Origin of the sequence: Rhizobium redzepovicii, from assembly GCF_019793435.1 — a bacterium.
Lineage (GTDB): Bacteria > Pseudomonadota > Alphaproteobacteria > Rhizobiales > Rhizobiaceae > Rhizobium > Rhizobium redzepovicii.
Window position 1 is genome coordinate 257,414 of the sequence record NZ_JAILYH010000008.1, and the last position, 26,344, is coordinate 283,757.

A 26,344-nucleotide genomic window follows, 5' to 3' on the forward strand; every position below is an offset into this window, starting at 1 on the left:
GACATCAGGTGAGGCTCCTGATCGCTCCTGGAACGGCGCGCCCCGCGCCTAGGCCTTCTGCGGCGTCTCCGGTACCGGCGTCAGCGCCGCACCCTTCTCGAACCAGGCGATGAGATTGTCGGCGACGAGATCGGCCATGGCGTTGCGGGTCGGCACCGAGGCGGAGGCGACGTGCGGCAGGAGCACCGCATTGGCCGGTTCCAGCAGGCCGACCGGCACGGTCGGCTCGTCATAGAAGACGTCGAGACCGGCGGCACCGAGCGCGCCGGAAGCAAGGGCTGCACTCAGCGCCTCCTCGTCCACCGTCCAGCCGCGGCCGACATTGACGAGAATACCGTCAGGACCAAGGGCTGCCAGAATATCGGCATCGATCGTCTTATGGGTCTGCGGCGTCTTCGGAACGATGGCGATCAGCGTATCCGCCGCTTCCGCCAGCCCCTTCAGCGTCGGGTGATAATCATAGGGTGCATCGGCATGGCGCGAGCGCGTGTGATAGCTGATCTTCACCTTGAACGGCTCCAGCCGCTTGGCGATTTCGAGCCCGATGCGGCCAAGGCCGTAGAGCCCGATATGGCGGCCCTTGAGCGAGAAGCGCGACAGCGGATAGGTCGCGCCCGGCTTCCAGTTGCCGGCGCGCAGCCACGCCTCGGCCCGCGGCAATTCGCGGATCGTGTTCAACAGCAGGCCGATCGCCGTATCGGCGACTTCGTCGTTCAGCACATCAGGCGTATTGGTGACGACGATGCCCTTTTCGGCGGCGCGCTTCACATCCATGCCGTCATAGCCGACGCCGAAACTGGCAATCACCTCGACAGCAGGCAGCTGGTCCATCCACGCACCCGGGAAAGCGCCGGAGACAGCGACGCCGCGGATGCGGCCGGCGGTCTCGGCGTCGAGCGCAAGCTTTTCCTCGCGCGCGACGGCGATGATGTCAAAACGATCCTTCAAACTTTCGAGAACACGCTCGTGTATCTTCCCAGGAACGAGAATGGCGATGCGGGACATGGCTTTTCCTCTTGGATACGGTCTTGATTCAGGCGCGGGGCCGATGAGGACTGGTCGACTGGCGGATGCGCATTTCCGGTTTGATCAGATGCATGCCGTCAGGCTCGTGGCTACCGGCAAGGCGGTCGAGCAGCGCCCGGGCCGCCAGGCGCCCGACCTCGGTCTGGCCGTTCCAGACGGTCGTCAGCGCTGGCGTGGCGATCGACGCCTCCTCGAGGTCGTCGTAACCGGTGACGGAAATATCGCGTCCCGGCACTAGGCCGGCACGGGCAATCCCGTTCATCAACCCGATCGCCACCAGATCGTTCCAGCAGACGGCGGCCGTCGGCTTCTGCGGCAGCGACAGGAAATGCACCGCCGCCTCGAAGCCGCCCTGTTTCGAGCGCGGGCCGGGGATGCGCAGGTTCGGATCGACCTCGATGCCGGCCTTGCGCAGCGCGTTCACATAACCCTGATAGCGGTCGCGGCCGGTGGATGTCTGATCCGTACCGCCGATCATAGCGATCGAGCGGTGGCCGAGGCCGATCAGGTGGTTGGTGGCAAGCGAGATGCCGTAACTGTCGTCGCCGCGATAGGTCGGCAGGTCCTGGCCCTCCATCGAACGGGCGACCAAGATCGCCGGCATGCCGTTTTCTTCCGCCAGTTGCACGTCCTCAGGCGGCGTGCCGATCGCCGGCGACATGATGACGCCGTCGCCGCCGAGCTGCAGAAGCGTCTCGATGAAGGTGCGCTGCTTTTCGACATTGTCGTAATGGTTGGAAAGGATGAAGGTGTGGCGGCTGCGATCGAGTTCGCTTTCGATCGCCTTCAGGATTTCCCCGTAGAACGGGTTCATGATGTCATGCACGACGACGCCGATGATGCCGGAGCGCGAAGTGCGAAGGCTGGCGGCGCGGCGATTGTAGATATAGCCGAGCGCGCGCGCCTGTTCTTTGATCTTTTCCCGGGTATTGCCGGCGACGAGCGGGCTGTCGCGTAAGGCAAGCGATACCGTCGCCGTTGAAATGCCGAGTGTTTCGGCAATTGTGGAAAGCTTGATCTTCTGGACCACGTGTCCTCCTCCAGGCAGCACGCAAGACAGCAAGACCACGCCGGCTAACCGGCGCGGCCCCCTTAAAATGTTTAATTAAAAGATTTAACCGGCGGAAGCAATTCGTCTTTCAGGGTATTTTCAGTCTTCGTCCGGTTCTTCGATATGAAGGGCTTCGGCCTGCAGATTGCCGTCGATCGCCTTTAGCAGCCGGACGAGATTGCGGATTTCCTTTTCGGAGAATGCCTGCGTCGCCAGCCTGTCGCAGGCCGAGGCCGCCATTTCTATCCCCTGCACGCTGCCGCGCCCGAGCTCGGTGAGATAGACCTTGGTAAGGCGCGCATCCTCGGCATCGGGTTTGCGCTCGAGAAAACCTTGCGCCTCCATGCGGCCGATCGTGCGCGTCATCGTCGGCGCCTTGACGCCGAGCTTTTGCGCAAGCCCGCCGGCCGTCATGCCGTCGCTCTCAGCAAGCGAGAGGATGACACCGTCCTGGCCGGCATAGAGGCCGCTTTCGAGCAGGTTGCGAGAGAGCACCGTGCGCATGGAACGAGCCGCCTGGGTTAGCGCCGGCGAAAGGTCGACGAGCGTATACTCGGTCTGATCCTTCTTCTTGGACTTGTTCTTCTTACCGTCCTTATGCTTCTTTCCCATAGCCATCCCTTTGATCTTTAAGCGCTGGCGCCGCTGCGATATGACATTGCCCAGGATCTCGTCATAAACAAGAGGCAACGACCGGATGATGACGCCTTCGCCCCGCTTCGACGATAGCGACCCGGTCTCCGCCCGCGGCGGGCGCCGCCCGATCGCCGTACTGCCGCTCGGCGCTTACGAACAGCACGGCCCGCACCTGCCCTTCGAAACCGACACCCTGATTGCGGAAGGCATTGCCGGACGATTGAAGGCGGCCTTATCAGCCGGCCTGCCGGTCACCTTCCTGCGCGCCGAATCTGTCGGCTATTCCATAGAGCACATGGATGTTGAAGGAACGAAGACGCTCGCGTTCGACGAAGCGGTCGACCGCTGGCTCGGCATCGCCGAGCGCCTGGCCGAGCAGGATATCCGCAAACTGGTGATGCTGAACGCCCATGGCGGCAATTCGCCCCTGATGACGATCGTCGCCACCGAGGCACGGATCCGCTTCGCCATGCTTGCCGTGGCGACAAGCTGGACCCGCTTCGGTCTGCCCGATGGCCTGATCCCGCCGGAGGAAAAGGCGATCGGCATCCATGGCGGCGACATCGAGACCTCGGTGATGCTGGCGCTTCATCCCGACATGGTCGATATGGCGAAGGCGGCGGACTTCCCTTCCCGACAAAGCGAATTTACCGGGCGCTTCAAGCATCTGCGCGCCTACGGGCCGCATGCTTTCGGCTGGAAGATGTCGGATCTCAATCCCCAGGGCGCGGCAGGAAACGCCGCGGCTGCGACGGCTGAAAAGGGCGAAGCGCTGATTGCCCATGCGGTGAAAGGACTAGTGGAATTGCTGCGTGATGTCGACGCCTTCGACATCACGCAGTTCCGGTAAAGATCGGCATCCGAGCGGTGCAGACGATGTGATCTTATAACATTATAAAACCCTTTGAACTGCCGCGCCCATGCCATTATATGAGACCAACCGTTTGAAGCAGCCGATCCAAACGGCTCGGCCGCACGCCTAATCCTAGAGGTTCTCATGACCGACGCGATCTCCACGCAGAAGCCCATTCCCGTCACCGTGCTCACCGGTTATCTCGGCGCCGGCAAGACGACATTGCTCAACCGCATCCTTTCCGAAAATCACGGCAAGAAATATGCGGTCATCGTCAATGAGTTCGGCGAAATCGGCATCGACAACGACCTGATCGTCGAGTCGGACGAAGAAATCTACGAGATGAACAATGGCTGCGTCTGTTGCACGGTGCGCGGCGACCTGATCCGTGTCGTCGAAGGCCTGATGCGCCGTCCCGGTCGCTTCGACGGCATCATCGTCGAAACCACGGGCCTTGCCGATCCGGTACCGGTCGCCCAGACCTTCTTCATGGACGATGACGTGCGCGCCAAGACCGAGCTCGACGCGGTCATCGCCCTTGTCGACGCCAAGCACCTGCCGCTGCGGCTGAAGGACAGCCGCGAGGCGGAAGACCAGATCGCCTTCGCCGACGTCGTCGTCATCAACAAGAGCGACCTGGTGACCCCGGAAGAGCTCGATGTGATCGAAGACATCGTCCGCGCCATCAACCCGGCCGCGCGTGTCTACAAGACCAGCCGCTCCGGCGTCGACCTCGCCCGCGTGCTCGATCAGGGCGCCTTCAACCTGGAGCGCGCGCTGGAAAACGATCCGCATTTCCTTGAGCATGGCCATGACGACCATATCTGCGGCCCGGATTGCGATCACGACCACCACCATCATGATCATGAGCATGATCACCACGGGCACGAGCATCATCACCATGGCGCCCATCAACATGGTGCCATGTCGGCGATCCATGATGTGACGGTGCAATCGGTATCGCTGCGCGGCGGTCAGATGAACCCGGAGCGCTTCTTCCCCTGGATCCAAAAGATCACCCAGACGCAGGGGCCGAACATTCTCCGCCTCAAGGGCATCATCGCCTTCAAGGACGATCCCGAGCGTTACGTCGTCCAGGGCGTGCACATGATCATCGAGGGCGATCACCAGCGGCCGTGGAAGGACGGCGAGAAGCATGAAAGCCGTCTCGTCTTCATCGGCCGCGATCTCGACCGCGAGAAGCTCGAAGCCTCCTTTAAGGCCTGCGAGGCAGCCGCCTGATGCCGACAGTTGCACCGCTTGATCTCGACGGCCACGTTCTGGCCGTCGAATTTTTAGGTGATGTCCCCTTCTTTGCCAGCGCCAACGGCACGTTTCACCGGCTGGATGGCAGCGACAGGGTTTCAGAAGCCCACCAAGGCATGCTCACCGCCATCCGCGATCCCTATAGCGAGAGCCTGATCTCGGGCGGCGAGGATGGCAAGGTGCTGCGCATCTCAGCCGACGGCAGCGTCAGCGAACTCGCCAGCGCGCCGCGCAAGTGGATCTCGCAGGTCGCGGCCGGCCCGCAAGGCGCCATTGCCTATTCCTACGGCAAGAGTTCGCTCGTGCGCCTTGCTGACGGCACGACCAAGGAATTTGCCGAGGAGCGCACGGTCGAAGGCCTTGCCTTCGCGCCGAAGGGCCTGCGCATCGCAGCCGCGCGCTATAACGGCGTGTCGCTGCACTGGATCGGTATGAACGCCAAGCCGATCGACCTCGAATGGAAGGGTGCGCATACCGGCGTCACCTTCTCGCCCGATGGCAATTTCCTCGTCACCTCCATGCAGGAAAACGCGCTGCACGGCTGGAAACTCGACAGCAAGCCCGGCGCTGAAGCCCGCCACATGCGCATGACCGGTTACCCCACCAAAGTGAAATCACTCTCCTGGTCGGTCAAGGGCAAATGGCTCGCTTCGTCAGGCGCGCCGGCGGCGATCGTCTGGCCCTTCCAGGGCAAGGACGGGCCGATGGGCAAGGCGCCGCTCGAGCTCGGCACCCGCGCCAACATCATGGCGACCGCGGTGAAGTTCCATCCGCTCGAAGATATCCTCGCCATCGGCTTCATCGACGGCATGATCCTCGCCGTGCGCATCGCCGACAGCAAGGAGGCGCTGCTGCGCCGCCCCGGCAAGGGCGCGGTCACGGCGATGAGCTGGAGCAAAAACGGCAAGCTGCTCGCCTTCGCCTCCGAAGCCGGCGATTGCGGCGTCATCGATATTTCGGCTTGAGCCTTATTGCTGGCCAGGACGACATCGTGACGGAAGCGGAAATCGTGGCGCTCGGCGCCGACCACATGCAGGCGGCCGCAACGATCAGGCGCGTGGCGCTGTGGCAGCGGCTGCCCTGGCTGCCGGATCTGCATACACCTGGTGAAGAAGAGCATTACTGGCGTATGCATCTGCTGCCGAATTGCACGATCCTCGGCGCCGCCATGGGAAACCGGCTGGTCGGCATCATCGCCTATGGCGACGACTGGATAGAGCAGCTTTACGTTCTGCCTGACTTCCAGGGCATGGGCATCGGCTCCCTGCTTCTTGGCTGCGCCAAGGAGGAGATGGATGAAATCAGGCTCTGGACGTTCCAACGCAATATCGGCGCCCGCGCTTTCTACGAGCGGCACGGTTTTTCCATCGAGGAAGAGACCGACGGCGCCGACAATGAGGAAAAAGAAGCTGATGTGCGCTATCATTGGCGTCGGCTTCCGGAGTTGACGCCTGGCCTGCGACCATCTGGCGGCTAAAATCAGGGCTTGTCTAAAGCCTTGCCCGGGCAAAACATAAATCCGCGCAGGTATTGGCTGCGCAGTCGCAGAGGAAGCAGGAATGCCGAAATCGACCGGCCTTGGTCTGGCCGAGCAACAGCCGCAGTCCTTGGACAATGCATTCGTCTGGGCGGTGATCCGCGCCGAGGCAATCGAGCTTGCCGCGCGCGAACCGATCCTGCAACGGCTGCTCGCCGCGCAGATAACGGCCACCTCCGGCAGCAATGAGATCATCGCCCACGTGCTCGCCGCACGGCTTGCTGGGACGCAGGTGGAAACCGGAGATCTGTTCGATCTCATCCTGTCCACCCTCAACGACGATATCATGCGGGCGATCGAGGCCGATCTCGTCGCCGTGCGCCAACGCGACCCGGCCTGCACGACATTTCTTCACGCGCTCCTGAACCTCAAGGGGTTTCATGCACTGCAGACGCACCGCATCGCCCACGCGCTCTGGAATGCCGGCCGCTCGGAGATCGCCACCTGGCTCGCCAATCTCGCCTCGCTGGTCTTCGGCCCGGATATCCATCCGGCCGCACGGATCGGCGCCTCCATCATGCTCGACCACGGCTCGGGCATCGTCATCGGTGAAACGGCGGTGATCGAGGATGAAGTCTCGATCCTGCAGAATGTCACGCTCGGCGGCACTGGCAAGGAAACCGGCGACCGCCATCCGAAGATCCGCCATGGCGTGATGATCGGCGCCGGCGCCAAAATCCTTGGCAATATCGAAATCGGCGCCTTCAGCAAGATTGCTGCTGGCAGCGTCGTGTTGAAGCCGGTTCCCGAACATTGCACGGTCGCCGGCGTGCCGGCAACGCTGGTGCGTGTCCACCGCGCCGACGAAATCCCCGCCGAGACGATGGACCAGAATATTTAGAGCCATTCCAGCAAAAGCGTGAAGCGGTTTTGCGTCCGGAATTGCGTAAAACAAACCCCGTCCGTTACGCGGCCTGCTGATTTTCTCCGAAGGCTTCGACCCGGTTGCGGCCTTCGCGCTTCGACCGATAGAGCGCCTCATCCGCCTTCTTTACCAGCTGTTCAAAATCTCCACCGCTTTCCCCACGCGTGGCGACGCCGATGCTCAGCGTCGGAAAGACGGCCAGATCCGGCCGCTGCATAACGGCCGCGGCAAAGGCAAGACGGATGTGCTCGGCAATTGCCACCGCCTCTTCCCGGGAAATGTTTTTCAGCACCGCCAGGAACTCGTCCCCGCCTTGACGGGCGAGCAGATCGTGGGAGGACATGATGCCTCGCGAGACGCTGGCGAAAAGCCGCAGGATATCGTCGCCGGCGGCGTGGCCATGCCGGTCGTTCAACTGCTTAAAGTGATCGATATCGATGATCAGCAGCGATACCGGCTGAGAACCGAGGGCCGGCAGGCGCTGGGCAAGGCCGCCGCGATTGAGCGCGCCGGTCAGCGGATCGTGGTGGGCGAGTTCGGTCAGCTGATTTCGACTGCGCTCGGCGGCCATCAGCACCATAGCCATGCTGCGCAGCATGATGAATGCGACCGCCGATACCGCCATCCAGCTATGGGCCACACTGCCGCCGAAAGGATCCGGCCCGCCGATCTCGCCGGTCGCCGCAAGAACGCTGCGCGCCGCAAAGATCATCGCAGTGCAGACATAGAGGCCGACGAGCAGGCCGGCCGAATAAAGCTTCTCACGCCGGGCAATACCGATTGCCTCCCTTGCGACGGCAAGATCGCAGAGGCAGCAGATGACGGAGACATAGAGGAGCCTCGCCGACACCGCCGAGGGATCGCTGACAATAAGTGCGACAGGCACGCTGACGAGAAGGATGACCAGCCAGAAATAGCGCTGGTCAAGGGCCCGGCCGGCAAAGACCCGCACCGCGAAGAACATCAGCATGTAGCCGGCAATGGTCACGATATTGCCGCCGTCGACCGAAACCGAATAGGGAACGAGGTTGCGCAGCGCGACGAGGAAGGAACCGACGCCGACAAGCAGGTTGCTCAAGCCCCACCAGAGCGGCCATCTCTCGAAGCGGCCGGTCGCATAGGCTGCGAGCTGGAGGATGCCCAGCACGAAGCAGCTCACGGCAACAATGAAATAGATCGTCCTGAGATCCAGCAGCATGACGCTTTCCCGAAATTCTCGCGGACCATACAGCAAGCGTTTTGCGGTTTGATTGGGGGCTTCGCTAGAAATTTAACGATCACCGTTTTTTCAGGCGGCCCGCACCGTGCCGATGATATCTGCCAACAGGGTGTGCAACAGATCCCGGTATCCGTTTCGCGCCGAGGGGCCGCTTTCCTCCGACGTCATGACGACCGTCAGATCCAGCGACGGGACGATGTAGAGCATCTGCCCGCCATAACCCCAGGCGAAATGCACCTGTTCACCGCCGATCTGCCGAGTGAACCAGCCATAGCCATATTCGTCGCCGGAAAAATGCGAGTTTGTGTGGTGCTGCCACGACTGGGAAATCCAGTCGGCAGGCACGACCTGCTCCCCTTCCCGAGTGCGCCCTCCATTGCGGTAGAGTTCGCCGAAGGCAAGCAGGGACCGGGCGCTCATCGCCATCTGATTGCCGCCGAGATAGATGCCCTGCGGATCGCGCTCCCATGCGCCGATGCGGAAACCGTCGACCGGGCCGAACCATTCACGCGCGAGCGCCAGCGTCGACCGCCGGCTAACCCTGGTGAGAATGGCCGACAGCAGATGCGTGGATGCGGTGGAATAGAGCATGTCCCCGCCGGGCTGATCGACGAAAGGCTGGGAGAGCGCAAAACGCACCCAGTTGCGCGAGGAGACCCAGCGGCCGTAATTCGGGCCCGACATGCGATCGAGCCCGGCCTGCATGGAGAGAAGATGACCGATGGTGATATCGTTGATGCGCGGATCCGGCGCCGCGGGGAGATCGGCCTTCAGGATCGGCGCGATCTTCTGATCGGGGCCTGCCAGCAGGCCCTTGCCGATGGCAATACCGACCAGCGCCGAAATGACCGACTTCGAAGCGGATTTGATATTGGTGGATTCCGACGGCGAATGGCCGTGGAAGCCGCGTTCGGCGAGCAACCGTCCGCCGCGTGCGACGATCACCGTCTTGAGAGGCCGCATCGCCGGGTCACCAGCCGCCCGATCGAGAAGGGGATTAAGCCCCGTGAAGGTGCGGGCCGTGCTCTGGGCAGCGGCCGGCATCGTCGCGGCAAGCGGCAAACTGAAGAGAACCAGAAGAGAGAGAACGCGGATCATGCAGCGCAAGATAGGATATCAGCCTGGCATGGTCGCGGGCCGGCAGTACATTTCACGCGATTGTGTTGCTAAAGCATGTCGCGCAAAAGTGTGCAGCCGTTTTCCGGCAACGATATGCGTAGAAACAAAGAGCTAAAGCGCGTCGCATGAATCAAGTTTGACGCGACGCGCTTTAAGTGCGTGAGGCATCCCGGTGAATCCACCCGCCACCCGAAAAAACAATCCGCGCCGCAACCACGGCAGGCCCGCCTGCCTCCATGGTCAAGCGGCGCGGATATTGCCGGCCGGGGTAAGGACGTTCAACCCCGGCCGGCCGATTGCTAGGCGGCGCGGCGAAGCGGCGCGCCGGCCAGCATGCGTCCCGAGGGGACGATCATGCCGGCCGCGCCGTCAAGCCAGCCTTCCGTGAGCTCGAGCGCCAGAAAGCGCGAGCGTTCGAACGGGCCTGGCATGACAAGATGGCGGGCCTTCTCGGCAAAAAAGCCGAAACGCTCGTAATAGGCGGCGTCGCCGACGAGCAGGACGGCGCCATGCCCGCGTTTCTTGGCTTCGAGGATCGCCGCGCGCATCAGCGCCGAGCCGATGCCCTTGCCGCCAAGATGCGGCGCGACGGCGAGCGGACCGAGCAGCAGCGCATCAATCGGTGTGCCCTCGTCATTGACGCCGGCCTCGATGTTCCAGAGCCGTACCGAGCCGATGACATGACCGTCGCGATCGCGCGCGACGAGCGCCAGCCCCTCGGCCGGAACACGGTTACGGCGGATCTTCTCCGACGACTTCTTGCGGCGGTCAGGCCCCATGACCCGGTCGAGCAGGTTTTCACGGGCAACGACGTCAGACGGATTTTCGGCGTCGATGGCGAAAGTGGTAGGCGCAAAGAATGCGCGGACAGAATCAAGAACAGCGGCCATCTTGGCCTCCCGTACCCAATACCGTTATCAGCGGCGATGAACGAAAATTGTGAAATTGCCGCCCCGCCTGGTTACGGGGCCGGCGGAAACGACCTTAGATGACGTAAGCCTTCAGCGGCTCGAAACCGTTGAAAGCGACCGCCGAATAGGTCGTCGTATAGGCGCCGGTGCCTTCGATCAGGACCTCGTCGCCGATCGAAAGGGAGATCGGCAGCGGATAGAGGTTCTTCTCGTAAAGCACATCGGCCGAATCGCAGGTCGGGCCGGCGATGACGCAGGGCTCCATCTCGTCGCCGTCGTGCTCCGTGCGGATCGGATAGCGGATGGCTTCGTCCATCGTCTCGGCGAGACCGCCGAACTTGCCGATGTCGAGAAAGACCCAGCGGGCATCGTCATTGTCCGACTTCTTCGAAATCAGCACGACTTCCGCCTTGATCACGCCGGCATTGCCGACCATGCCGCGGCCCGGCTCGATGATCGTCTGCGGGATCTGGTTGCCGAAATGCGTGCGCAGCGCCTGGTAGATCGACTTGCCGTAAGCTTCTGCGGACGGAACGTCGCGCAGATACTTGGTCGGGAAGCCGCCGCCCATGTTGACCATCTGCAGGTGGATGCCCTGCTTGGCAAGCGATACGAAGACGCGCTTGGCATCGGCGAGCGCCGAATCCCAGGCATCGACCTTGGTCATCTGCGAACCGACATGGAACGAGACGCCATAGGACTGAAGGCCGAGCTGATGGGCGTAGACGAGAACGTCGACGGCCATCTGCGGAACGCAGCCGAACTTGCGCGACAGCGGCCATTCGGCGCCTTCGCCATCGGTGAGCACGCGGCAGAAGACGCGGGCGCCGGGTGCGGCGCGCGAGATCTTCTCGACTTCCTCGTGGCTGTCGACGGCAAAGAGGCTGACGCCGAGCGCGTGCGCGCGGGCAACGTCGCGTTCCTTCTTGATCGTGTTGCCAAAGGAGATGCGTGCGGCGGTCGCACCGGCTTCCAGCGCCATTTCGATTTCGGCAACGGATGCGCAATCGAAATTGGAGCCGAGCCCTGCGAGCAGCTTCAGCACCTCAGGGGCCGGGTTGGCCTTGACGGCATAGTAGATGGCGCTGTCCGGCATGGCGTGACGGAAGGCATGGAAATTATCGCGAACGACATCGAGGTCAACCACGAGGCAGGGACCGTCGGGACGTCGGGTTGCGAGAAAGTCGCGGATGCGCTGGGTGGTCATATCGTTCCCTCTTCCAATTCCAGAGCTCCGGCATCAGCCGGAGGACAAAGGGCATACGAGAACTCGCATTGGAACCAGCCGGTGGAGACCCCGGAACCATAGCAAGCGCTCGATGCGCAGATAGTGAACCAACGCCGCGATGCGGTGTAAGTTCGGCTTTGTCTGCCATGGATTGGAGGGAGAATCCCAACCGCACTTCCGGCAATGATGGTGTGCCTCTTCAGTAACCCCCGCTGATGGAAAGCAGGGAGAGAACAAAAAGGCCCGCACCGTCGTTGCTTCAGGCGTCCTCGCATTTTCCGGTTGGCCGGAATAGCGACTGGAGGGGTTAATTCCAGGTACCTTACCGATTTCCTCACCAATTCGAGGGTTCGGCGGACACCCATGGGCACGTGCGACTTTGGGCTGAGGTGGAAATAAGAATATTCGCCTTCATAATCAAGCGTTTTTTTTGATCTTGGGGTCAAAAAAATAATTGAACAGGAGGAGCCGATTTGTTCAACATTCCGAAACAGTTTAAGGGATGGCCATGGATACCTTGACCCGCATACGCGCCTTCATCGATGTCGTCGAGGCCGAAGGCTTTTCCGCCGCCGCCAGGCGCACCGGCCGCTCCAAGGCGCTGCTCTCCAAATATGTGCGCGAGCTGGAAGATGAACTCGGCGCCCTGCTGCTCAACCGCACCACCCGGCAGTTCTCCATGACCGAGGCCGGCCACACCTATTACCGTAGCGCCTCCGATATCCTCAAGGAGATCGATAACCTTGCCGACCTCGTGCGTGAAAACAATGCGCAGCTGAAGGGACGGCTGCGCATATCCGTGCCCCGCACTTTCGTCGATGCCGATGTCGGCCAGTCGCTGATCGATTTCTCCAGGGAGAACCCGGATCTTTCGCTGGAGATCGCCGCCGACGACCGGTTTGTCGACCTGATCGAGGAAGGCTTCGACGTGGCGATTCGCATCAGCAAGCTCGAAGATTCCGGCATGATCGCCCGCAAAATCTCCGATTTTCGCGTCCACCTCTGCGCCACCCCGGATTTCCTCGAACGCCATCCCGATCTTGCCCATCCGAGTGACATTTCCAACGTCCCTTTCATCGTCGATACCAATTCGCGCACCCAGGCGAGCATCCGCTTCCACAATCCCGACAACACCTCATTCACCGTCGCCGTCTCCGGCCCGATGGAGGTGAACAGTCCGCATGCGACTTTGCGCGCAGCCCTCGCCGGCATCGGCATCGCCCTCATCCCAGATTTCATCGCCCGCAAGCCGATCGAGAGCGGCGAGCTGGTGACGCTGTTCAATGATTATCTCCCGACCGACCGCGGCATCTATGCCGTCTATCCGCACCGCCGCTACCTACCGGCCAAGGTGAGGATCTTCGTCGATTATCTCAACAACTGGTTCAAGAAACATCCGTAACGTCGCTCTTGCGGCTGCGACATCGCGCCCCGCGCAAACCCACGGCTCTCTGAATCCAATGCGGAATCCGGTCCCAATTCCGTCCCAATTTCTGGCAAGAAGTCAGGGTCACCGAACAGGGCAGCGGAACAAATGAGATATTCGACGATACTGATGGCCGCGCTTGTTTCGCTGGCGCCGGCCGCCGCCCTTGCCCATCCGCACATCTTCGTGGAGGCGCGCCTCGAGGTCGTGGCCGGCAAGGATGGCAGCGTCGAGGAACTGCGCAATGTCTGGCGTTTCGACGAGGTTTTCTCCTCCTCGGTCGTCATGGATTTCGACAAGAACACCGATCTAAAGCTGGAGCCGAACGAGCTCGCCGAGGTCGGAAAAACGGTAAAGCAGTCGCTTGCCGAATATGATTACTACATGAACCTGACCATCGACGGGAAGAACGTCACCGTTCAGAAGCCAGACATCATCCACGTCGACTACAAGGATGGCCAGCTGCTGATGTTCTTCGCGGTCAAGCCGGTGGAGAAGATGCCGCTGAAAGGCAGGCTCAGCTTCGGCGTCTACGACCCGACGCTGTATACCTCGATCGACTTTCCCACCGACAACGAACTGGCAATCGTCGGCGACGGCTTCAAGGCCTGCAAGCATCAGGTGGTGCGGCCGGATGCCGACCAGGTGATCTCGCAGAACAAGCAGTCGCTGACCGACGCCTTCTTCAATGATCCCACCGGCACCAACATGTCCAAACTCTTCGCCACCCGGCTGGAGGTCACATGCTGACGAAACGCCTGCCGTTCATCCTTGCCGCCTCGGTCTTGGCGCTTCTGGCTGCGGCAACCCTCGCCCATGCGCAATCGCCGCTCGGCATCGGCACGGCGGAACCGAGCTTCCAGCCGACCGGCGGGCCGCTCGCACCGCTTTTGCTCTATGTGAATTACGAGCAACAGGCCTTCTACCGGGCGCTGACCGATGCCTTGAAGGCGATGCGTGAGGATCCGTGGCAACTGGCCTCGCTGATCGGCCTGTCCTTCGCCTATGGCGTCTTCCATGCCGCCGGCCCCGGTCACGGCAAGGCGGTCATTTCCTCCTACATGATCGCCAACGAGATCGAGCTGAAGCGCGGCGTGGTGATTTCCTTCATCTCGGCCTTTATCCAAGGCGTGGTGGCGGTGGCGCTGGTCGGCGGCGCCTGGCTGGTGCTGCGCGGCACCGGCATCACGCTGACGGCGGCGACCCATGCGATGGAGATCGCAAGCTTCGTCATGGTCATCCTGTTCGGCGGCTGGCTGCTGTTCCGCAAACTGCGCTCGATGCTCGGCAACATGCCGCACCGCCGGCTGATGGCGGCGTCAGCCGGTCCGGTCAGCATGATGCTCGACTGGAAGGACAATGCCGCCGAACGCCAGACCTATGCGTTCAACGGCAAGGCGCAGGCTGTCGAAGCCAGCCATACCTTTGTTCCCGGCATGGCCTGCGAGACCTGCGGCAATGCTCATGTGCCGGATCCCGCCCTGCTTGCCGGCGACAGGTTCAGTGCCCGCGAGGCATGGTCGGCGATCGTCGCCGTCGGCCTTCGCCCCTGCTCCGGCGCATTGCTGGTCATGACCTTTTCGCTGCTGAACGGGCTCTATCTCGGGGGCGTGCTGTCGGTTGCCGCCATGTCGCTCGGCACCGCGATCACCGTTTCCCTGCTGGCCACCCTTGCCGTCACCGCCAAGAGTGCCGCCGTCCGCCTATCCGGACGCGGCTCAACCGCCTCTGTCTGGATCGGCAACGCCATCGAAATCCTCGGCGCCGTGCTGGTTATCGTGATCGGGACCCTGCTCCTCGGAGCGTCGCTGCAGGGATAGGCTACTTCCCCTTGCTGCGCTGATAGCGCGCCCGCAGCCAGAAAACCGCGAAAAACGCCATGATCAGGCAGACGCCGACGGCGATCCCCAGCACCGGCGAGAAATTGCCGATCCATAAAACGATGGTCGGCAGGAAATAGAGGACGAGGCCGGCGCCGAGCAGGATGATGGCGGCGGCGATTGCCTGCGAGCGGCTCTCGGGGCTCACGCGAGCCTTTCCTTTTCCAGATCGGCGCGAATATCCTGCAGACGGCGGATCTGATTGCCGGCGGCATCGAAATTCTCCGGCGAAAGCCAGGCCTCGAAGGCATCGTTGAGCAGCGGCCATTCGGCATCGATCATCGAGAACCAGGCGGTGTCGCGGTTGCGGTGCTTGGCGATCATGTGCTGGCGGAAGACCCCTTCGAAGCTGAAGCCGTAGCGCGCCGCCGTCGTCTTGCTCGCCTCGTTCTTATTGTCGCATTTCCATTCGTAGCGGCGGTAGCCGAGCTCCTCGAAAACGTGCTTGGCCATCAGGTAATGCGCCTCGGTCGAAAGCGGCGAACGCTTCATCTCCGCACCATGCGCCACCCCGCCGATCTCGACGACGCCGTTTGCCGGGTCGGCGCGCATGTAGTTCGCCATGCCCACAATTTTGCCGGTGGCGTTGTCACGGAAGATATGGGTGAGCCAGCCGGACTTGGTGTAGACGGTTTCCAGCCAGTTGGCGAAATCCTCGATCCCGGAGAAATCGTCCTGCGCGAAATAGAGAAGCAGCGGGTTGATGCCCATGCCGCCAAGCCCGTCCCACAGCGCCTCGAGATGCTCGGCGCGCCGATAAGGTTCGACGGTGACGAAACGGCCTTTCAGCGTCACCGGCTTCGGCGCCGGGCAGCCCTTGAAATTTGCAAGATCGCGCATGTTCACTCCCCTTGTCCAGGAGTGGATAGGCCAGCCGCCCGACAAAGGCAACCGGCCTAGATGTTACTGTGACAAGGTAACTTTTGCGGAGGACACCGTCGCCTCGATATGATCGACCAGCTGGTCGGCAAGGCCGAGCCTGCCGGCAAGCAGATCGAGATAACCACGCTCGGCCCGCGAATCCGGCTCGATGGTGAGCCGCGAGGCGGTATAGAGTTCGACGCGCTGTTCTTCCGTCGTCGCGGCGGCGACCAGTGCATCGAGATCGGTCGGCGAAGCGAGTTCGCGTTCAATGAAGGCCGCAGCCTCGCCGCTGACATCGGCGGCCTTGACCTTGTCCATGATAAGGGCCCGTTCGGCATCGTCGATATGACCGTCGGCCTTGGCGGCAGCGATCATCGCGCGGATCAGCACCAGCACAAACTCATTGCTGCCGGCCGGCGAGGCCGGCCCGAAGCCGGATTCGACAGGCGGTGGCAGGAGAACCGGATTGTTGGCCGAGGGTGCATCCGAAGGGGCTGCTGGCGCCTGCCCTGCCTGGTAATTTTTGTAGGCCTGGTAGCCGAGGCCGGCGATAGCGGCAAGACCGCCGATCGCCAGGGCGTTGCCAGCAATACTCCGGCCGGTCTTGGTGCCGAGAAGCGCGGCTGCGATCGCACCGGTCTTCATCGGATTGTTCTTTGCCGTCTGCATGGCCTCGCCCGCCCTGTCGCGGACCGAGCCACCAAGGCCCGGCACCTGCGAACCCAAGAACTGGTCGAGAAGCTTCTTCGCGTCGAACATTCCTCGTCGTCTCCCTGTTAGCTGGAGGACTACATAGGTTTGCGACGGTTGGAATACAAACAGAGGAGGGGGAATTGTGCCGTGAGGCTCATCCCCTGCCCCAAACTCAGGCCTTCAGCGCCGCAGCCTCTGCTGCGAGCCTGGTGATCCCCGCCCAGTCGCCGGCCGCGACCAGTTCCTTCGGCGCCACCCAGGAGCCGCCGACGCAGATGACGTTCGGCAGCGACAGATAGTCATTGGCGTTCTTCAGCGAAATGCCGCCGGTCGGGCAAAACAGCGTGCCGGCCAGCGGCGAGGAGAGCGCCTTGAGCAGAGCGGCGCCGCCAGCCTGCTCTGCCGGGAAGAACTTCAGCACCTGATAGCCTTCTTCGCGCAAAGCCATGACCTCGCTGGCGGTCGCAGCACCGGGAAGCAGCGGCACATCGGAATCGGCTGCGGCATCGAGCAGTTCCTGCGTCGTGCCCGGGCTGACGATGAATTTCGAGCCGGCCTCGACGGCGGCTTCCCAATGGGCGGCGTTCAGGATCGTGCCGGCACCAACTTCGGCGCCCTCGACCTCGGCGGCGACGGCGCGCACGGCATCGAGTGCCGCCGGCGTGCGCATGGTGATCTCGATCGCCTTCAGACCGCCCGCGACAAGCGCGCGGGCCAGCATTACGGCCGACTTGGCATCGTCGACGATCAGGACCGGAACGACCGGCTGGAGTTTCAGGATGGAAAGGAGCTTTTCTGTTTTCTCGCCCATAGCCGTGCGACTTCCTTGAAACGATTGAATTCGACCCCGAATAACGTCCTAATGGAACCTTGTCGAGATAAAACCAATTCCTAAGACAGGGTGGGTATGAAATCCCGGGAAAGTGGGCTACCGTGCGGCATCGTCACAAAAGGTTCACCGGTATGGCGAAAGAGATCGAGCGGAAGTTCCTCGTACGCAGCGATGGATGGCGTTCCGCCGTCGAGACGAAGTCTGCACTGAAGCAGGGCTATATCGCCTCCATGGACGATCGTTCCGTCCGGGTGCGTATCCTCGATAGCAGGAAGGCGAGACTGACGATCAAGATCGGCCGCAGCGCCATCACTCGTGACGAATTCGAATACGACATCCCGATCGCCGATGCCGAGGAACTGTTGCAGAACGCGATCGGCATCGTCATCGAGAAGACGCGCTACCGTGTTCCGTATGAGGGTTTCGTCTGGGAGGTCGACGTCTTTGCCGGCGAACATCGCGGCCTTGTGATTGCCGAGGTCGAGATGACCGCAGAGACAGACGATCCAGCGCTGCCCGCTTGGCTCGGCCGCGAAGTAACCGGCGATTTCCGCTATTCCAACCAGGCCCTTGCCACAGAATATGGGCACGACAGGCATGGCCTACCGCATTCGGCCTAAGGCTGATTTCACCAGTGAATTCCGCAGCGCCGCGAAAGAGCAGCTGGACGATGCGATCGCACTGATCGAAGAACAGCCGGACGGCGCCCATGAGGCGATCCATTCCTTCCGTAAGAACCTGAAACGATTGCGCTCGCTCTACCGGCTCGTGGCCCGCGAGGCGCCGGATTTCCAGGATCGCGAAAATGCCAGGCTGCGCGATGCCGCCCGTTCGCTTTCGGCGATCCGCGATGCCAACGCCCTCATCGGCACGGCGCAATATCTGCAGCGGACTGCCCGCGAGAAAGAAGAGAGCGAGGCACTCGGCCGCATCATCACCGTGCTTGAAGGCCGCCGTGACTGGATGGCGCAGGCCGAAAGCGGCCTTAAACAGCGCTTGGCGGAAACCACCGACGTTCTGAAGGAGGCGTCCGCCGCCCTGGATGGCGTCTCGTTCAATGGCCGCCACCGCAAGAATGCCCGCAAGCTGGCGAAGAGCTGGCGCCGCATCGCACGAAAGGCGAATGCGGCGCTTGCTGCCTGCCATGGCGAGGCATCTGCCGACGACTTCCACAAGCTGCGCAAACGCACCTACGACTATCGGCTCTATCATAGCCTGTTGCGCGATGTTTGGCCCGGGGCGATGAAGGCCAAGCGCGACGCGGCCAAGGAACTCGTCGAGGATCTCGGCCATATCCATGATCTTGCCGTGCTCTCCGAACTGGTCGAGGCCGAGCCGCAGCTCTTCACCCGTAATGACGACCTAGCCCATCTGCTCGACGCCATCATCTTCCGCCAGCAGGAAGACCGGCGGCAAGCGCTTGTCAAAGCCGAAACCGTCTTCGCCGATGATCCCGACGAGGAAGCACAGCGCATCGAGCTTCTCTGGCTGACGGCCGGGAGCTAAGGCGGCATCCCTATGGCGCCAACGCCTCTGAAATATTTCAACAAGAACTATTGACCTCAACCAATCTTGAGGTCCTAGCCTCCGGCGGTCGAGAAAGCCTAGATCTGACCCGCGAGGAAGAAATGACCGCCGAAAATACCGCGATGCCGAAGCTGCTCGGGCTCTACGAGACCCATCTGACCGTTGCCAATCTCCAAACCTCCACGGACTTCTACCGCGATATCGTCGGGCTCGAACCGGCGGCCTCCTTCGAGGAGCGCAAAGTCGCTTTCCTCTGGGTGGACGACCGGAAGACCGGCATGCTCGGCCTTTGGGAAGCCGGAACCGGACCGCTGAACATGCGGCTGCACATCGCCTTCCGCATGACCGCCGACGGGGTGCTGCAGGCGCCCGCCCGCCTCAAGGAAAAGGGGGTGGAGCCTCTTGGCTTTACCGGTGAGCCAGCGACGGAGCCGGTGGTTCTCGGCTGGATGCCGGCGTTGTCTATCTATTTCAAGGATCCCGACGGACACTCCATCGAGTTCATCAGCATCCTCGACGACACTCCGGACCCAAGCTTTGGCGTGCGGCCGTTTTCCGAATGGCAGGCGAAAGCCTAAAGCGCGTCGCATCAAACTTGATTCATGCGACGCGCTTTAGCTCTTGTTTTGATGCATGTCGTTATTCGAGAACCGCTGCACACTTCCCGGCGACCTGCATCAATCGCTCATCCGCCAAAGCGGCCACCCGTGAAGGCAATTGCACGATCCGCCGATTTTCTGTATTTCCGCCCCCATGACCGACAGCCTAACACACACCAGCCCGTTCCTCGTGGCCGCACTCTACCATTTCGTATCCGTGCCGCGCTTTGAGAGCCTGCAAGGCCCGCTGCAGGCGCTTTGCGAGGAGAGCGGCGTCAAGGGAACTCTGCTTCTGGCACATGAGGGCATCAACGGCACGATCGCCGGCCCGGATGCCGGTGTTGCCGCCGTGCTCTCCTTTCTGCGGACCCAGCCGGAATTCTTGGGTCTGGAGCATAAGGAAAGCCGCGCCTCGAAAATGCCTTTCCTGCGCATGAAGGTTAAGCTGAAGAAAGAGATCGTTACCATGGGCGTCGAGGATATCGACCCCAACAAAGTGGTTGGCACCTATGTGGCGCCTCAGGACTGGAACGCGCTGATTTCCGATCCCGATACGATCGTCATCGACACCCGCAACGATTACGAGACGGCAATCGGCACCTTTCGCGGCGCGCTCGACCCGAAGACGAAGACCTTCCGCCAATTTCCCGATTGGGTGCGCAACAATTCCGGCCTGCACAACAAGCCCAAGATCGCCATGTACTGCACCGGCGGCATACGCTGCGAGAAGGCCACCGCCTTCATGAAGGCCGAGGGCTTCGACGAAGTCTATCATTTGAAGGGCGGCATCCTGAAATATCTCGAAGAAGTGCCGCAGGAGGAAAGCCTCTGGGACGGCGCCTGCTTCGTTTTCGACGAGCGCGTCTCCGTCGAGCACGGGCTGAAGGAAGGCGAACACCGGCTATGCCATGCTTGCCGCAACCCGATCACCGCGGAAGAAATCACCTCGGCGCTCTACGAGGAAGGCGTTTCCTGCAGCCATTGCTACCACACCCGCACCGAAGAGGATCGGCTGCGCTACCGTCAGCGGCAGCACCAGATCGCCCTCGCGAGGAAACGCGGCCAGCGGCATATCGGCAGCTGAGTCAGTATCCTTTCCGGATCAGCCGCGTGTTAGGAAAATCTCCCAGCGCCCGTCAGGCTGCGCCGAGACGGCGCCGGCCTTCCGGTTCGGCTGTATGCCGCGCGTGCAGCATCTCGGTGATCAGATCGGCGGTCATCGGTTTTCCGAACAGATAACCCTGCAGGCAATCGCAGCCGAACAGGCGCATGGCGATTGCCTGCTCCTCGGTCTCGATGCCCTCGGCGGTCACCGGAATGTCGAGAGAGCGGGCAAGCGCCACGGTCGCCTGCAGCATCTCGCGCTGGCGCTTGTCCTCATTGACCCCCATGACCAGCGAGCGGTCGATCTTGATGCGGTCGAAGCCGAACTGCCTGAGGTAACCGATTGACGAGAAGCCGGAGCCGAAATCGTCGAGCGCCACCTTGACCCCCAGCGCCTTCAGCCGTTCGATCGACTGGCGGGTGCGCTGCGGATTCTGGATCATGTAGCCTTCGGTGATCTCGAGCGTGATGCGGGCGGCCTCGACCTCCGTCTGCTTCAACACGTAGCGCACATAATCGGCAAAAGCGGGATTGCGGAACTGGCCAGGGGAGACGTTGACCGAAACGTTGAGTTCCGGCCATTGCTTGGCTGTTTCGCAGGCCTTGCGCAGTACGAACAGGCCGAGCGATTCGATGAGGCCGCTGGTCTCGGCGATCGGGATGAACACCTCGGGCGAGATAGGGCCATGACCCGGACGGTTCCAGCGCACCAGCGCCTCGACGCCGGTCGGCGCATACGAGGCCGCATCGATCAGCGGCTGGTAGGCGAGCGTTAGATCACCGCTTTCGATGGCCATCCTGAGGTCGAGTTCCAGCGCATTGCGCTGCTCCCGGTCGGCATCCATCGACGGATCGTAAAGCGTCATGCGCGCACGGCCGGCTTCCTTCGCCTTGTACATGGCAAGGTCGGAGCGGCGCACCAGCTCCTCCCGGCCGATGGTGCCGGCGGGCGACATGGCGATGCCAATGCTGGCCCCGACAACAACGACGCGGCGACCGATCTCCAGCGGCTCGACCAGAAAATCAAGGATCTGCTCGGCAAGTTGCAGGGCCGCGGCATTCTCGCCATCCGAGAGAAAGGCGATCGCAAATTCATCGCCGCCGATGCGAGCAAGAACCGCGCCTTGCGGAATAAGCACGTCGAGACCGGCCGCGACCGCGCGAATCAACTGATCGCCGGTGCCGTGGCCATAACTGTCATTGACTTCCTTGAAGCCGTCGAGGTCGAGATAGAGGAGCAGCACGTTGCGTTTGGTCTGGCGCGCCTCGACGACGAAACGGTCGACGGCAAGCCCAAGACCGTCGCGATTGGAAAGGCCGCTCAGCCGGTCGCGCAGCGTCTCCTCGCGGGCGCTGTTTTCATCGGCCTTCAGCCGGCGGCCGGTGAACCAGCCGATGACCAGCAGCACCACGAAGAACAGCCCGACAAGGCCGAGCGCCTGCAGGACCATCGGTCGCACCTGTGCGTAGCCGACATCACCCGGCGAACGCGAGGTCCAGACAAGCTTTTGAAGCGTTGCCCCCGTCGGATCGACGATCGGCACAAAATAATCGGCCTCGAAGCTCGCCGGCGCCAGCCTCAGCCCACCGATGACATAGGTCTGGCCGAGCGCGGTCACCCGGTCATTGTCGAGATGGCGGGCGAAGACGAGATAGCGATGCTGGCCGGCAGGCGCATCCAGCGCACCGGATTTTTTCCGCACCAGGGCGACGCCGACAGCAGCAACACCGCGTTTGGTGGTGACGAAGCCGACTGCCTGGGGAGTCCCGGCCGGGTCGGCCGCCTTGGCCGCGTCGAACAGGGTCCAGAGCGACGGCGCGAAGAAATCCGCAAGCGGATCCTCCATCGGCTTGCCGTCGCGATAGGCCATGATCGGCTTCTTCCCGTCATCGATGACAATCGCCATGTCAAAAAGCGAGCTGTTGACCGACATCTCGCCGTAATTGCTCACCGTCCAGGCCATGCCGTCGGGCGAATAGACGTTGACGGCAGCATCGTCCCAGGCGGCGTAATCGTCGAGCGTCGCGCCGAGCTGGTCCTCGAAAGTCTTCAACGCCCCGATCGTCGTTTCGCGCGAGCGCTCGTCATCGAGGAGATTGGCATTTTCGGCCACGCGCTCGAGCGCCGTCAGCACCATGACGGTGACGATTGCAACGATGACGGCAAAGGAGAAAAGCACCCCCGTAACGGTGATGTGACGGCCTACTCCCAAACCCTTGCTCTGCGACTTTCCGGCTGTCTGCATCACGGCTCCCTGACCGTCTGACTTTGCCAGCCAAGAGTTCAAAAACGTTTAAGCAACCAACTGTTGAAGATTTGCGAGGGCCCATTTCTTTGCCTGCCGATGCGGAAAATGAGAGAAACAAGGTCAGCTGTCCCACAAACCCGCCTTGTGATTGCCCTTCGGGAATTGTGCTGCGAGTTCGCGATACCACTTGCCGCTCTTCTTCACCGTGCGCAACTGGGTCTGATAATCGACATGGACGAGGCCGAAACGCATGCGGTAGCCTTCCGCCCATTCGAAATTATCCATCAGGCTCCAGGCGAAATAGCCGCGCATGGGATAACCGTCCTTGATGAGGCCCGCCACGACATCGAGATGGTCGCCGAGATAATCGAGACGCATGGTATCGTCGACTTCGCCGTCGACGATACCGGTGTTGTCGCAGGCGCCGTTCTCGGTGATGTAGCATTCCGGCAGTTCGTAGCGACGGTAAAGGTCCTCGACCAGCAGCTTCAATCCCGGCGCATAGATTTCCCAACCGATATCGGTTTTGACGTCGCTTGCCGGCGGCGCTTTCACCGTCCAGGGGAAATCACCGTTGCGTTCGGCATCGTCGGTGACGCGCTCGGGCGTGTAGTAATTCAGACCCCACCAGTCGAGTTTCTGGCTGATCAGCATCATGTCGCCGTCCTCGATGACAGGCATGCGCTCACCGAGCGCCTCGACGAATTCCTTCGGATATTCACCCTTGAAGACGGGATCAAAGAAGGCCCCGTTGTGGAACTGATGCGCGCGTTCGGCGGCGGCAAGATCGGCCGGGCTCTCGGAGCCGGGGATGATCGAGGCGGCGTTGAGCACGAGCCCGACGGGCACCGCAGGGGCTTCCGAGCGGATCGCCTCGACGCCGAGACCGTGGGCGAGGTTCATGTAGTGCATGGCGTGAAGGGCGGCCTGCATATTGCGCTCGCCCGGCGCATGGATGCCATAGAGGTGGCTCAGCCAGACGATGCACCACGGCTCATTGAAGGTCGCGACGGCGTCGAGACGATCGCCAAGCCGGTTCATCACCGTCTTGGCGTAGCGCTGAAAGGCATAGGCGGTCGAGCGCGCCGTCCAGCCGCCGTCGCCGGCCAGCAGCAGCGGCAGGTCCCAGTGATAGAGCGTGGCAAAGGTCCTGATCCCGCGCGCCTTGCAGCCGTCGACCAGCCGGTCGTAGAAATCGAGCCCGGCCTCGTTCACCGCACCCGTGCCGTCGGGGATGATGCGCGGCCAGGCGATCGAGAAGCGGTAGGCTTCGACACCCATATCCTTGATAAGATCGAGATCCTGCTCCAGCCGGTTATAGTGGTCGCAGGCGACGTCGCCATTATCGCGATTATAAACTCGGCCGGGCATATTGCAGAAAGCATCCCAGATGGATGGCTTGCGCCCGTCGGCCTTAACAGCACCTTCGATCTGGAAGGCGGCGGTGGCGACGCCGAAGGTGAAATCGCCGGGAAGGCGGCTTGCAAGCGTCTTCGCATCGATCATCTGTAAATCCCATTTCTCAGCGTGTGAATGGATCGTCCGGGCTCGGATTTAGCCAAGCCGGAAAGCAAAGTACAGGCCGGGGAGTGGAACGCGACTGCCCTCATAACGCGAATGTCACCAGTCGTGACTTGATGTCGGGCCGGCGATCGCGGACACCGCCAAGACATCGCAAACAAGACATCGCAAAACATGAAAGGAATCCGATGCTGTCTTCGATCCATCTGTTGCAGCCCCATCTGCTGAGCCTGCTGCGCATCGTCTCGTCACTTGTGCTGTTCAGCTACGGAACGCAGAAGATTCTGCATTTTCCGGCCGCTGCCAGCGTGCCGCCCGCAGGCTCGCTCTCGTGGATTGCCGGGCTGATCGAACTCACCCTAGGCTTCCTGGTTCTGGTCGGATTCCAGACCCGGATCGCAGCCTTCGTGCTCTCGGGCCTGATGGCTTTCGCCTATTTCATCGGGCATGCCTCGAAGGGCATCTACCCTGCACAGAACGGCGGCGTCGCGGCGATCCTGTTCTGCTTCGTCTTTCTGTATCTGGTGGCGGCAGGCGCCGGACCGCTCAGCGTTGACAACCTGCTGAAGCGCGGCCGTACCGCTGCTGCCTGATCACTATAAACAAAACGCCGAGGCGACTTTTAAGCCCACCTCGGCGTTTTTCATTGGGCGATGCGGATCGGTAAGGTCAGACCTTGACCCATGCGCCGTTTTTCTTCGAGGACGCGACGCAAGCCTCGACGAAGGCCACCCCCTTCACGCCGTCATCGACGGTGGGATAGACCACCGCCTTGTCGACGGTCTTGCCCTTCTTACGGGCATTGATCGCATGCGCGGCTTCCGTGTAAATCGTCGCAAAGGCCTCGAGATAACCCTCCGGATGTCCAGACGGCACGCGCGTGACGCGGCCGGCAGCCGCGCCCGAACCGGCGCCGCCCCGGGTGATTAGCCGTTTCGGCTCGCCGAATGGCGTGTACCAGAGATAGTTCGGATCCTTCTGGGTCCATTCCAGGCCGCCCTTGCTGCCGTAGACGCGCACCATCAGGCCGTTCTCATGGCCGGGCGCCACCTGGCTGCACCAGAGCATGCCCTTAGCCGGCTTCTCCGAACCCTTTGCCTTGAAGCGCAGCATGACATGGGCATTGTCATCCAGCCGGCGGCCGGGGACAAAGCTGTCGAGATCGGCAGCGAGGCTGTCGAGTTCCAGTCCGGATATGAAGGCGGCGAGATTATAGGCATGGGTGCCGATATCGCCTGTCGAGCCACCGACGCCGGATTGTGCCGGATCGGTGCGCCAGGCGGCTTGCTTCTGGCCGGTCTGTTCAACCGCCTCGGTCAGCCAGTCCTGCGGATATTCAGCCTGGACGACCCTGATATCGCCGAGTTCACCATTGGCGATCATCTCGCGTGCCTGGCGGACCATCGGATAACCGGTGTAATTATGCGTCAGCACGAAGAGCGCGCCGCTGTCGTCGGCGATCTTCTTCAGCTTCTTCGCATCGGAAAGGTTCGATGTCAGCGGCTTGTCGCAGATGACATGGATGCCGCGCTTCAGGAATTCCTTGGCGGCGTCGTAATGCACATGGTTCGGCGTGACGATCGCTACCGCCTCGATGCCGTTCTTCAGCTTCGCCTCGCGGATCGCCATCTCGCGGTAGCTGGAATAGGTCCGCGACGGATCGAGGCCGAGATCGCGGCCCGACTGAACCGCCTTTTCAGGCGTCGACGACAGCGCGCCGGCGATGAGATCGTACTGATCGTCGATGCGCGCCGCGATCCGGTGCACCGCACCGATGAACGCGCCGGCGCCGCCGCCCACCATGCCGAGCCGGATGCGCGGCTCACGGGTCTGTTCGGATGATGCTTCGATTGCCATTCTTGTCCTCCTGGAATTTAACTTGGTGCGGATGCGCCCCTCATCCGGCTGCCGCCACCTTTGCCTGGGTCGAGCCACGGG

Annotated in this window: 27 protein-coding genes; 13 read left to right on the forward strand and 14 right to left on the reverse strand. The window is 61.9% G+C overall.

Going from position 1 to position 26,344, the window contains the following annotated elements:
* Positions 1 to 48 precede the first annotated feature (48 nt).
* The 3 genes from K6N12_RS15165 to K6N12_RS15175 form a co-directional block, all read right to left on the reverse strand.
* A complete protein-coding gene (locus tag K6N12_RS15165; protein WP_097628705.1) occupies positions 49 to 1,005 on the reverse strand; it encodes a 2-hydroxyacid dehydrogenase in 957 nt (318 codons plus the stop codon).
* A gap of 28 nt (positions 1,006 to 1,033) precedes the next feature.
* A complete protein-coding gene (locus tag K6N12_RS15170) occupies positions 1,034 to 2,056 on the reverse strand; it encodes a LacI family DNA-binding transcriptional regulator (protein WP_003590238.1) in 1,023 nt (340 codons plus the stop codon).
* Between the two features lie 120 nt (positions 2,057 to 2,176).
* Entirely contained in the window at positions 2,177 to 2,689 is a 513-nt protein-coding gene (locus K6N12_RS15175; RefSeq protein ID WP_003590237.1) for a MarR family winged helix-turn-helix transcriptional regulator, read from the reverse strand.
* Positions 2,690 to 2,774: 85 nt separating this feature from the next.
* Here K6N12_RS15175 and K6N12_RS15180 point away from each other — a divergent pair, with 85 nt between their 5' ends.
* The 5 genes from K6N12_RS15180 (at position 2,775) to cysE (ending at position 7,210) form a co-directional block, all read left to right on the forward strand.
* Positions 2,775 to 3,563 carry a creatininase family protein gene (locus K6N12_RS15180; RefSeq protein WP_097628704.1) on the forward strand — a complete coding sequence of 263 codons (789 nt, stop codon included), beginning with the start codon at positions 2,775 to 2,777 and terminating at the stop codon, positions 3,561 to 3,563.
* A gap of 147 nt (positions 3,564 to 3,710) precedes the next feature.
* Positions 3,711 to 4,808 carry a CobW family GTP-binding protein gene (locus K6N12_RS15185; RefSeq protein WP_097628703.1) on the forward strand — a complete coding sequence of 366 codons (1,098 nt, stop codon included), beginning with the start codon at positions 3,711 to 3,713 and terminating at the stop codon, positions 4,806 to 4,808.
* Positions 4,808 to 5,797, forward strand: coding sequence for a WD40 repeat domain-containing protein (locus tag K6N12_RS15190; RefSeq protein WP_097628702.1), 990 nt, complete (start codon positions 4,808 to 4,810; stop codon positions 5,795 to 5,797). Before K6N12_RS15185 ends, K6N12_RS15190 begins: the two co-directional genes overlap by 1 nt.
* Before the next feature lie 65 nt (positions 5,798 to 5,862).
* On the forward strand, positions 5,863 to 6,309 hold the full coding sequence (locus K6N12_RS15195) for a GNAT family N-acetyltransferase (protein WP_097628794.1): 447 nt from the start codon (positions 5,863 to 5,865) through the stop codon (positions 6,307 to 6,309).
* 82 nt (positions 6,310 to 6,391) lie between these two features.
* Complete coding sequence (gene cysE, locus K6N12_RS15200) at positions 6,392 to 7,210, forward strand: serine O-acetyltransferase (RefSeq protein WP_097628701.1); 819 nt, start codon at positions 6,392 to 6,394, stop codon at positions 7,208 to 7,210.
* A 64-nt stretch (positions 7,211 to 7,274) separates the two neighbouring features.
* On the opposite strand, the gene K6N12_RS15205 is transcribed toward cysE, so the two are convergent.
* The 4 genes from K6N12_RS15205 to odc2 form a co-directional block, all read right to left on the reverse strand.
* A complete protein-coding gene (locus tag K6N12_RS15205; RefSeq protein ID WP_097628700.1) occupies positions 7,275 to 8,432 on the reverse strand; it encodes a GGDEF domain-containing protein in 1,158 nt (385 codons plus the stop codon).
* A gap of 90 nt (positions 8,433 to 8,522) precedes the next feature.
* Positions 8,523 to 9,551, reverse strand: a complete 1,029-nt coding sequence (locus K6N12_RS15210; protein WP_165503907.1) for a serine hydrolase domain-containing protein — start codon at positions 9,549 to 9,551, stop codon at positions 8,523 to 8,525.
* Positions 9,552 to 9,871: 320 nt separating this feature from the next.
* Positions 9,872 to 10,462, reverse strand: a complete 591-nt coding sequence (locus tag K6N12_RS15215) for a GNAT family N-acetyltransferase (RefSeq protein WP_097628698.1) — start codon at positions 10,460 to 10,462, stop codon at positions 9,872 to 9,874.
* A gap of 94 nt (positions 10,463 to 10,556) precedes the next feature.
* A complete protein-coding gene (gene odc2, locus K6N12_RS15220) occupies positions 10,557 to 11,690 on the reverse strand; it encodes an ornithine/lysine decarboxylase (RefSeq protein ID WP_038691369.1) in 1,134 nt (377 codons plus the stop codon).
* Between the two features lie 529 nt (positions 11,691 to 12,219).
* Here odc2 and K6N12_RS15225 point away from each other — a divergent pair.
* The 3 genes from K6N12_RS15225 (at position 12,220) to K6N12_RS15235 (ending at position 14,957) form a co-directional block, all read left to right on the forward strand.
* Positions 12,220 to 13,113, forward strand: a complete 894-nt coding sequence (locus K6N12_RS15225; protein ID WP_097628793.1) for a LysR family transcriptional regulator — start codon at positions 12,220 to 12,222, stop codon at positions 13,111 to 13,113.
* Between the two features lie 132 nt (positions 13,114 to 13,245).
* A complete protein-coding gene (locus K6N12_RS15230; protein ID WP_131711054.1) occupies positions 13,246 to 13,887 on the forward strand; it encodes a DUF1007 family protein in 642 nt (213 codons plus the stop codon).
* Positions 13,881 to 14,957, forward strand: coding sequence for a nickel/cobalt transporter (locus tag K6N12_RS15235; protein ID WP_097628696.1), 1,077 nt, complete (start codon positions 13,881 to 13,883; stop codon positions 14,955 to 14,957). Before K6N12_RS15230 ends, K6N12_RS15235 begins: the two co-directional genes overlap by 7 nt.
* Before the next feature lies 1 nt (position 14,958).
* Here the strand turns inward: K6N12_RS15235 and K6N12_RS15240 are convergent, their stop codons facing one another.
* From K6N12_RS15240 to K6N12_RS15255, 4 genes are all read right to left on the reverse strand, one after another.
* Positions 14,959 to 15,165 (reverse strand): hypothetical protein, encoded by a 207-nt coding sequence (locus K6N12_RS15240; RefSeq protein WP_003590224.1) that lies wholly within the window; start codon positions 15,163 to 15,165, stop codon positions 14,959 to 14,961.
* Positions 15,162 to 15,857 carry a GNAT family N-acetyltransferase gene (locus K6N12_RS15245; RefSeq protein ID WP_097628695.1) on the reverse strand — a complete coding sequence of 232 codons (696 nt, stop codon included), beginning with the start codon at positions 15,855 to 15,857 and terminating at the stop codon, positions 15,162 to 15,164. The genes K6N12_RS15240 and K6N12_RS15245 overlap by 4 nt, the downstream gene beginning before the upstream one ends.
* 63 nt (positions 15,858 to 15,920) lie before the next feature.
* Positions 15,921 to 16,640 (reverse strand): tellurite resistance TerB family protein, encoded by a 720-nt coding sequence (locus tag K6N12_RS15250; RefSeq protein ID WP_097628694.1) that lies wholly within the window; start codon positions 16,638 to 16,640, stop codon positions 15,921 to 15,923.
* Positions 16,641 to 16,746: 106 nt separating this feature from the next.
* On the reverse strand, positions 16,747 to 17,385 hold the full coding sequence (locus tag K6N12_RS15255) for a 2-dehydro-3-deoxy-phosphogluconate aldolase (protein WP_097628693.1): 639 nt from the start codon (positions 17,383 to 17,385) through the stop codon (positions 16,747 to 16,749).
* 152 nt (positions 17,386 to 17,537) lie between these two features.
* Here K6N12_RS15255 and K6N12_RS15260 point away from each other — a divergent pair, with 152 nt between their 5' ends.
* The 4 genes from K6N12_RS15260 to trhO all read left to right on the forward strand — a co-directional run bounded on the left by K6N12_RS15260 (position 17,538) and on the right by trhO (position 20,616).
* Positions 17,538 to 18,026 (forward strand): CYTH domain-containing protein, encoded by a 489-nt coding sequence (locus K6N12_RS15260; protein WP_097628692.1) that lies wholly within the window; start codon positions 17,538 to 17,540, stop codon positions 18,024 to 18,026.
* On the forward strand, positions 18,004 to 18,912 hold the full coding sequence (locus K6N12_RS15265; RefSeq protein WP_097628792.1) for a CHAD domain-containing protein: 909 nt from the start codon (positions 18,004 to 18,006) through the stop codon (positions 18,910 to 18,912). The genes K6N12_RS15260 and K6N12_RS15265 overlap by 23 nt, the downstream gene beginning before the upstream one ends.
* Before the next feature lie 122 nt (positions 18,913 to 19,034).
* Positions 19,035 to 19,511: a VOC family protein gene (locus tag K6N12_RS15270; RefSeq protein ID WP_097628691.1), complete on the forward strand. Its 477-nt coding sequence runs from the start codon at positions 19,035 to 19,037 to the stop codon at positions 19,509 to 19,511.
* Between the two features lie 175 nt (positions 19,512 to 19,686).
* Positions 19,687 to 20,616 (forward strand): oxygen-dependent tRNA uridine(34) hydroxylase TrhO, encoded by a 930-nt coding sequence (gene trhO, locus K6N12_RS15275; protein ID WP_097628791.1) that lies wholly within the window; start codon positions 19,687 to 19,689, stop codon positions 20,614 to 20,616.
* A 52-nt stretch (positions 20,617 to 20,668) separates the two neighbouring features.
* Here the strand turns inward: trhO and K6N12_RS15280 are convergent, their stop codons facing one another.
* Both K6N12_RS15280 and K6N12_RS15285 read right to left on the reverse strand, forming a co-directional pair.
* Complete coding sequence (locus tag K6N12_RS15280) at positions 20,669 to 22,882, reverse strand: putative bifunctional diguanylate cyclase/phosphodiesterase (protein WP_097628690.1); 2,214 nt, start codon at positions 22,880 to 22,882, stop codon at positions 20,669 to 20,671.
* Between the two features lie 123 nt (positions 22,883 to 23,005).
* Positions 23,006 to 24,391, reverse strand: a complete 1,386-nt coding sequence (locus K6N12_RS15285) for a GH1 family beta-glucosidase (protein WP_097628689.1) — start codon at positions 24,389 to 24,391, stop codon at positions 23,006 to 23,008.
* A gap of 203 nt (positions 24,392 to 24,594) precedes the next feature.
* Here K6N12_RS15285 and K6N12_RS15290 point away from each other — a divergent pair, with 203 nt between their 5' ends.
* Positions 24,595 to 24,999: a DoxX family protein gene (locus tag K6N12_RS15290; RefSeq protein ID WP_097628688.1), complete on the forward strand. Its 405-nt coding sequence runs from the start codon at positions 24,595 to 24,597 to the stop codon at positions 24,997 to 24,999.
* Between the two features lie 76 nt (positions 25,000 to 25,075).
* On the opposite strand, the gene K6N12_RS15295 is transcribed toward K6N12_RS15290, so the two are convergent.
* Complete coding sequence (locus tag K6N12_RS15295) at positions 25,076 to 26,263, reverse strand: Gfo/Idh/MocA family protein (protein ID WP_097628687.1); 1,188 nt, start codon at positions 26,261 to 26,263, stop codon at positions 25,076 to 25,078.
* Positions 26,264 to 26,344: the final 81 nt, after the last annotated feature.

Bases quoted from the DNA above. Each gene is read 5' to 3' on its own strand.
- K6N12_RS15250 (WP_097628694.1), bottom strand. From the start codon at position 16,640: ATGTTCGACGCGAAGAAGCTTCTCGACCAGTTCTTGGGTTCGCAGGTG.
- K6N12_RS15165 (WP_097628705.1), bottom strand. From the start codon at position 1,005: ATGTCCCGCATCGCCATTCTCGTTCCTGGGAAGATACACGAGCGTGTT.
- K6N12_RS15185 (WP_097628703.1), top strand. From the start codon at position 3,711: ATGACCGACGCGATCTCCACGCAGAAGCCCATTCCCGTCACCGTGCTC.
- K6N12_RS15290 (WP_097628688.1), top strand. From the start codon at position 24,595: ATGCTGTCTTCGATCCATCTGTTGCAGCCCCATCTGCTGAGCCTGCTG.
- K6N12_RS15205 (WP_097628700.1), bottom strand. From the start codon at position 8,432: ATGCTGCTGGATCTCAGGACGATCTATTTCATTGTTGCCGTGAGCTGC.
- K6N12_RS15215 (WP_097628698.1), bottom strand. From the start codon at position 10,462: ATGGCCGCTGTTCTTGATTCTGTCCGCGCATTCTTTGCGCCTACCACT.
- K6N12_RS15190 (WP_097628702.1), top strand. From the start codon at position 4,808: ATGCCGACAGTTGCACCGCTTGATCTCGACGGCCACGTTCTGGCCGTC.
- trhO (WP_097628791.1), top strand. From the start codon at position 19,687: ATGACCGACAGCCTAACACACACCAGCCCGTTCCTCGTGGCCGCACTC.
- K6N12_RS15265 (WP_097628792.1), top strand. From the start codon at position 18,004: ATGGCCTACCGCATTCGGCCTAAGGCTGATTTCACCAGTGAATTCCGC.
- K6N12_RS15175 (WP_003590237.1), bottom strand. From the start codon at position 2,689: ATGGGAAAGAAGCATAAGGACGGTAAGAAGAACAAGTCCAAGAAGAAG.
- K6N12_RS15180 (WP_097628704.1), top strand. From the start codon at position 2,775: ATGATGACGCCTTCGCCCCGCTTCGACGATAGCGACCCGGTCTCCGCC.
- K6N12_RS15260 (WP_097628692.1), top strand. From the start codon at position 17,538: ATGGCGAAAGAGATCGAGCGGAAGTTCCTCGTACGCAGCGATGGATGG.
- odc2 (WP_038691369.1), bottom strand. From the start codon at position 11,690: ATGACCACCCAGCGCATCCGCGACTTTCTCGCAACCCGACGTCCCGAC.
- K6N12_RS15225 (WP_097628793.1), top strand. From the start codon at position 12,220: ATGGATACCTTGACCCGCATACGCGCCTTCATCGATGTCGTCGAGGCC.
- K6N12_RS15245 (WP_097628695.1), bottom strand. From the start codon at position 15,857: ATGCGCGATCTTGCAAATTTCAAGGGCTGCCCGGCGCCGAAGCCGGTG.
- K6N12_RS15210 (WP_165503907.1), bottom strand. From the start codon at position 9,551: ATGATCCGCGTTCTCTCTCTTCTGGTTCTCTTCAGTTTGCCGCTTGCC.
- K6N12_RS15270 (WP_097628691.1), top strand. From the start codon at position 19,035: ATGACCGCCGAAAATACCGCGATGCCGAAGCTGCTCGGGCTCTACGAG.
- K6N12_RS15255 (WP_097628693.1), bottom strand. From the start codon at position 17,385: ATGGGCGAGAAAACAGAAAAGCTCCTTTCCATCCTGAAACTCCAGCCG.
- K6N12_RS15195 (WP_097628794.1), top strand. From the start codon at position 5,863: ATGCAGGCGGCCGCAACGATCAGGCGCGTGGCGCTGTGGCAGCGGCTG.
- K6N12_RS15285 (WP_097628689.1), bottom strand. From the start codon at position 24,391: ATGATCGATGCGAAGACGCTTGCAAGCCGCCTTCCCGGCGATTTCACC.
- K6N12_RS15295 (WP_097628687.1), bottom strand. From the start codon at position 26,263: ATGGCAATCGAAGCATCATCCGAACAGACCCGTGAGCCGCGCATCCGG.
- cysE (WP_097628701.1), top strand. From the start codon at position 6,392: ATGCCGAAATCGACCGGCCTTGGTCTGGCCGAGCAACAGCCGCAGTCC.
- K6N12_RS15230 (WP_131711054.1), top strand. From the start codon at position 13,246: ATGAGATATTCGACGATACTGATGGCCGCGCTTGTTTCGCTGGCGCCG.
- K6N12_RS15280 (WP_097628690.1), bottom strand. From the start codon at position 22,882: ATGCAGACAGCCGGAAAGTCGCAGAGCAAGGGTTTGGGAGTAGGCCGT.
- K6N12_RS15235 (WP_097628696.1), top strand. From the start codon at position 13,881: ATGCTGACGAAACGCCTGCCGTTCATCCTTGCCGCCTCGGTCTTGGCG.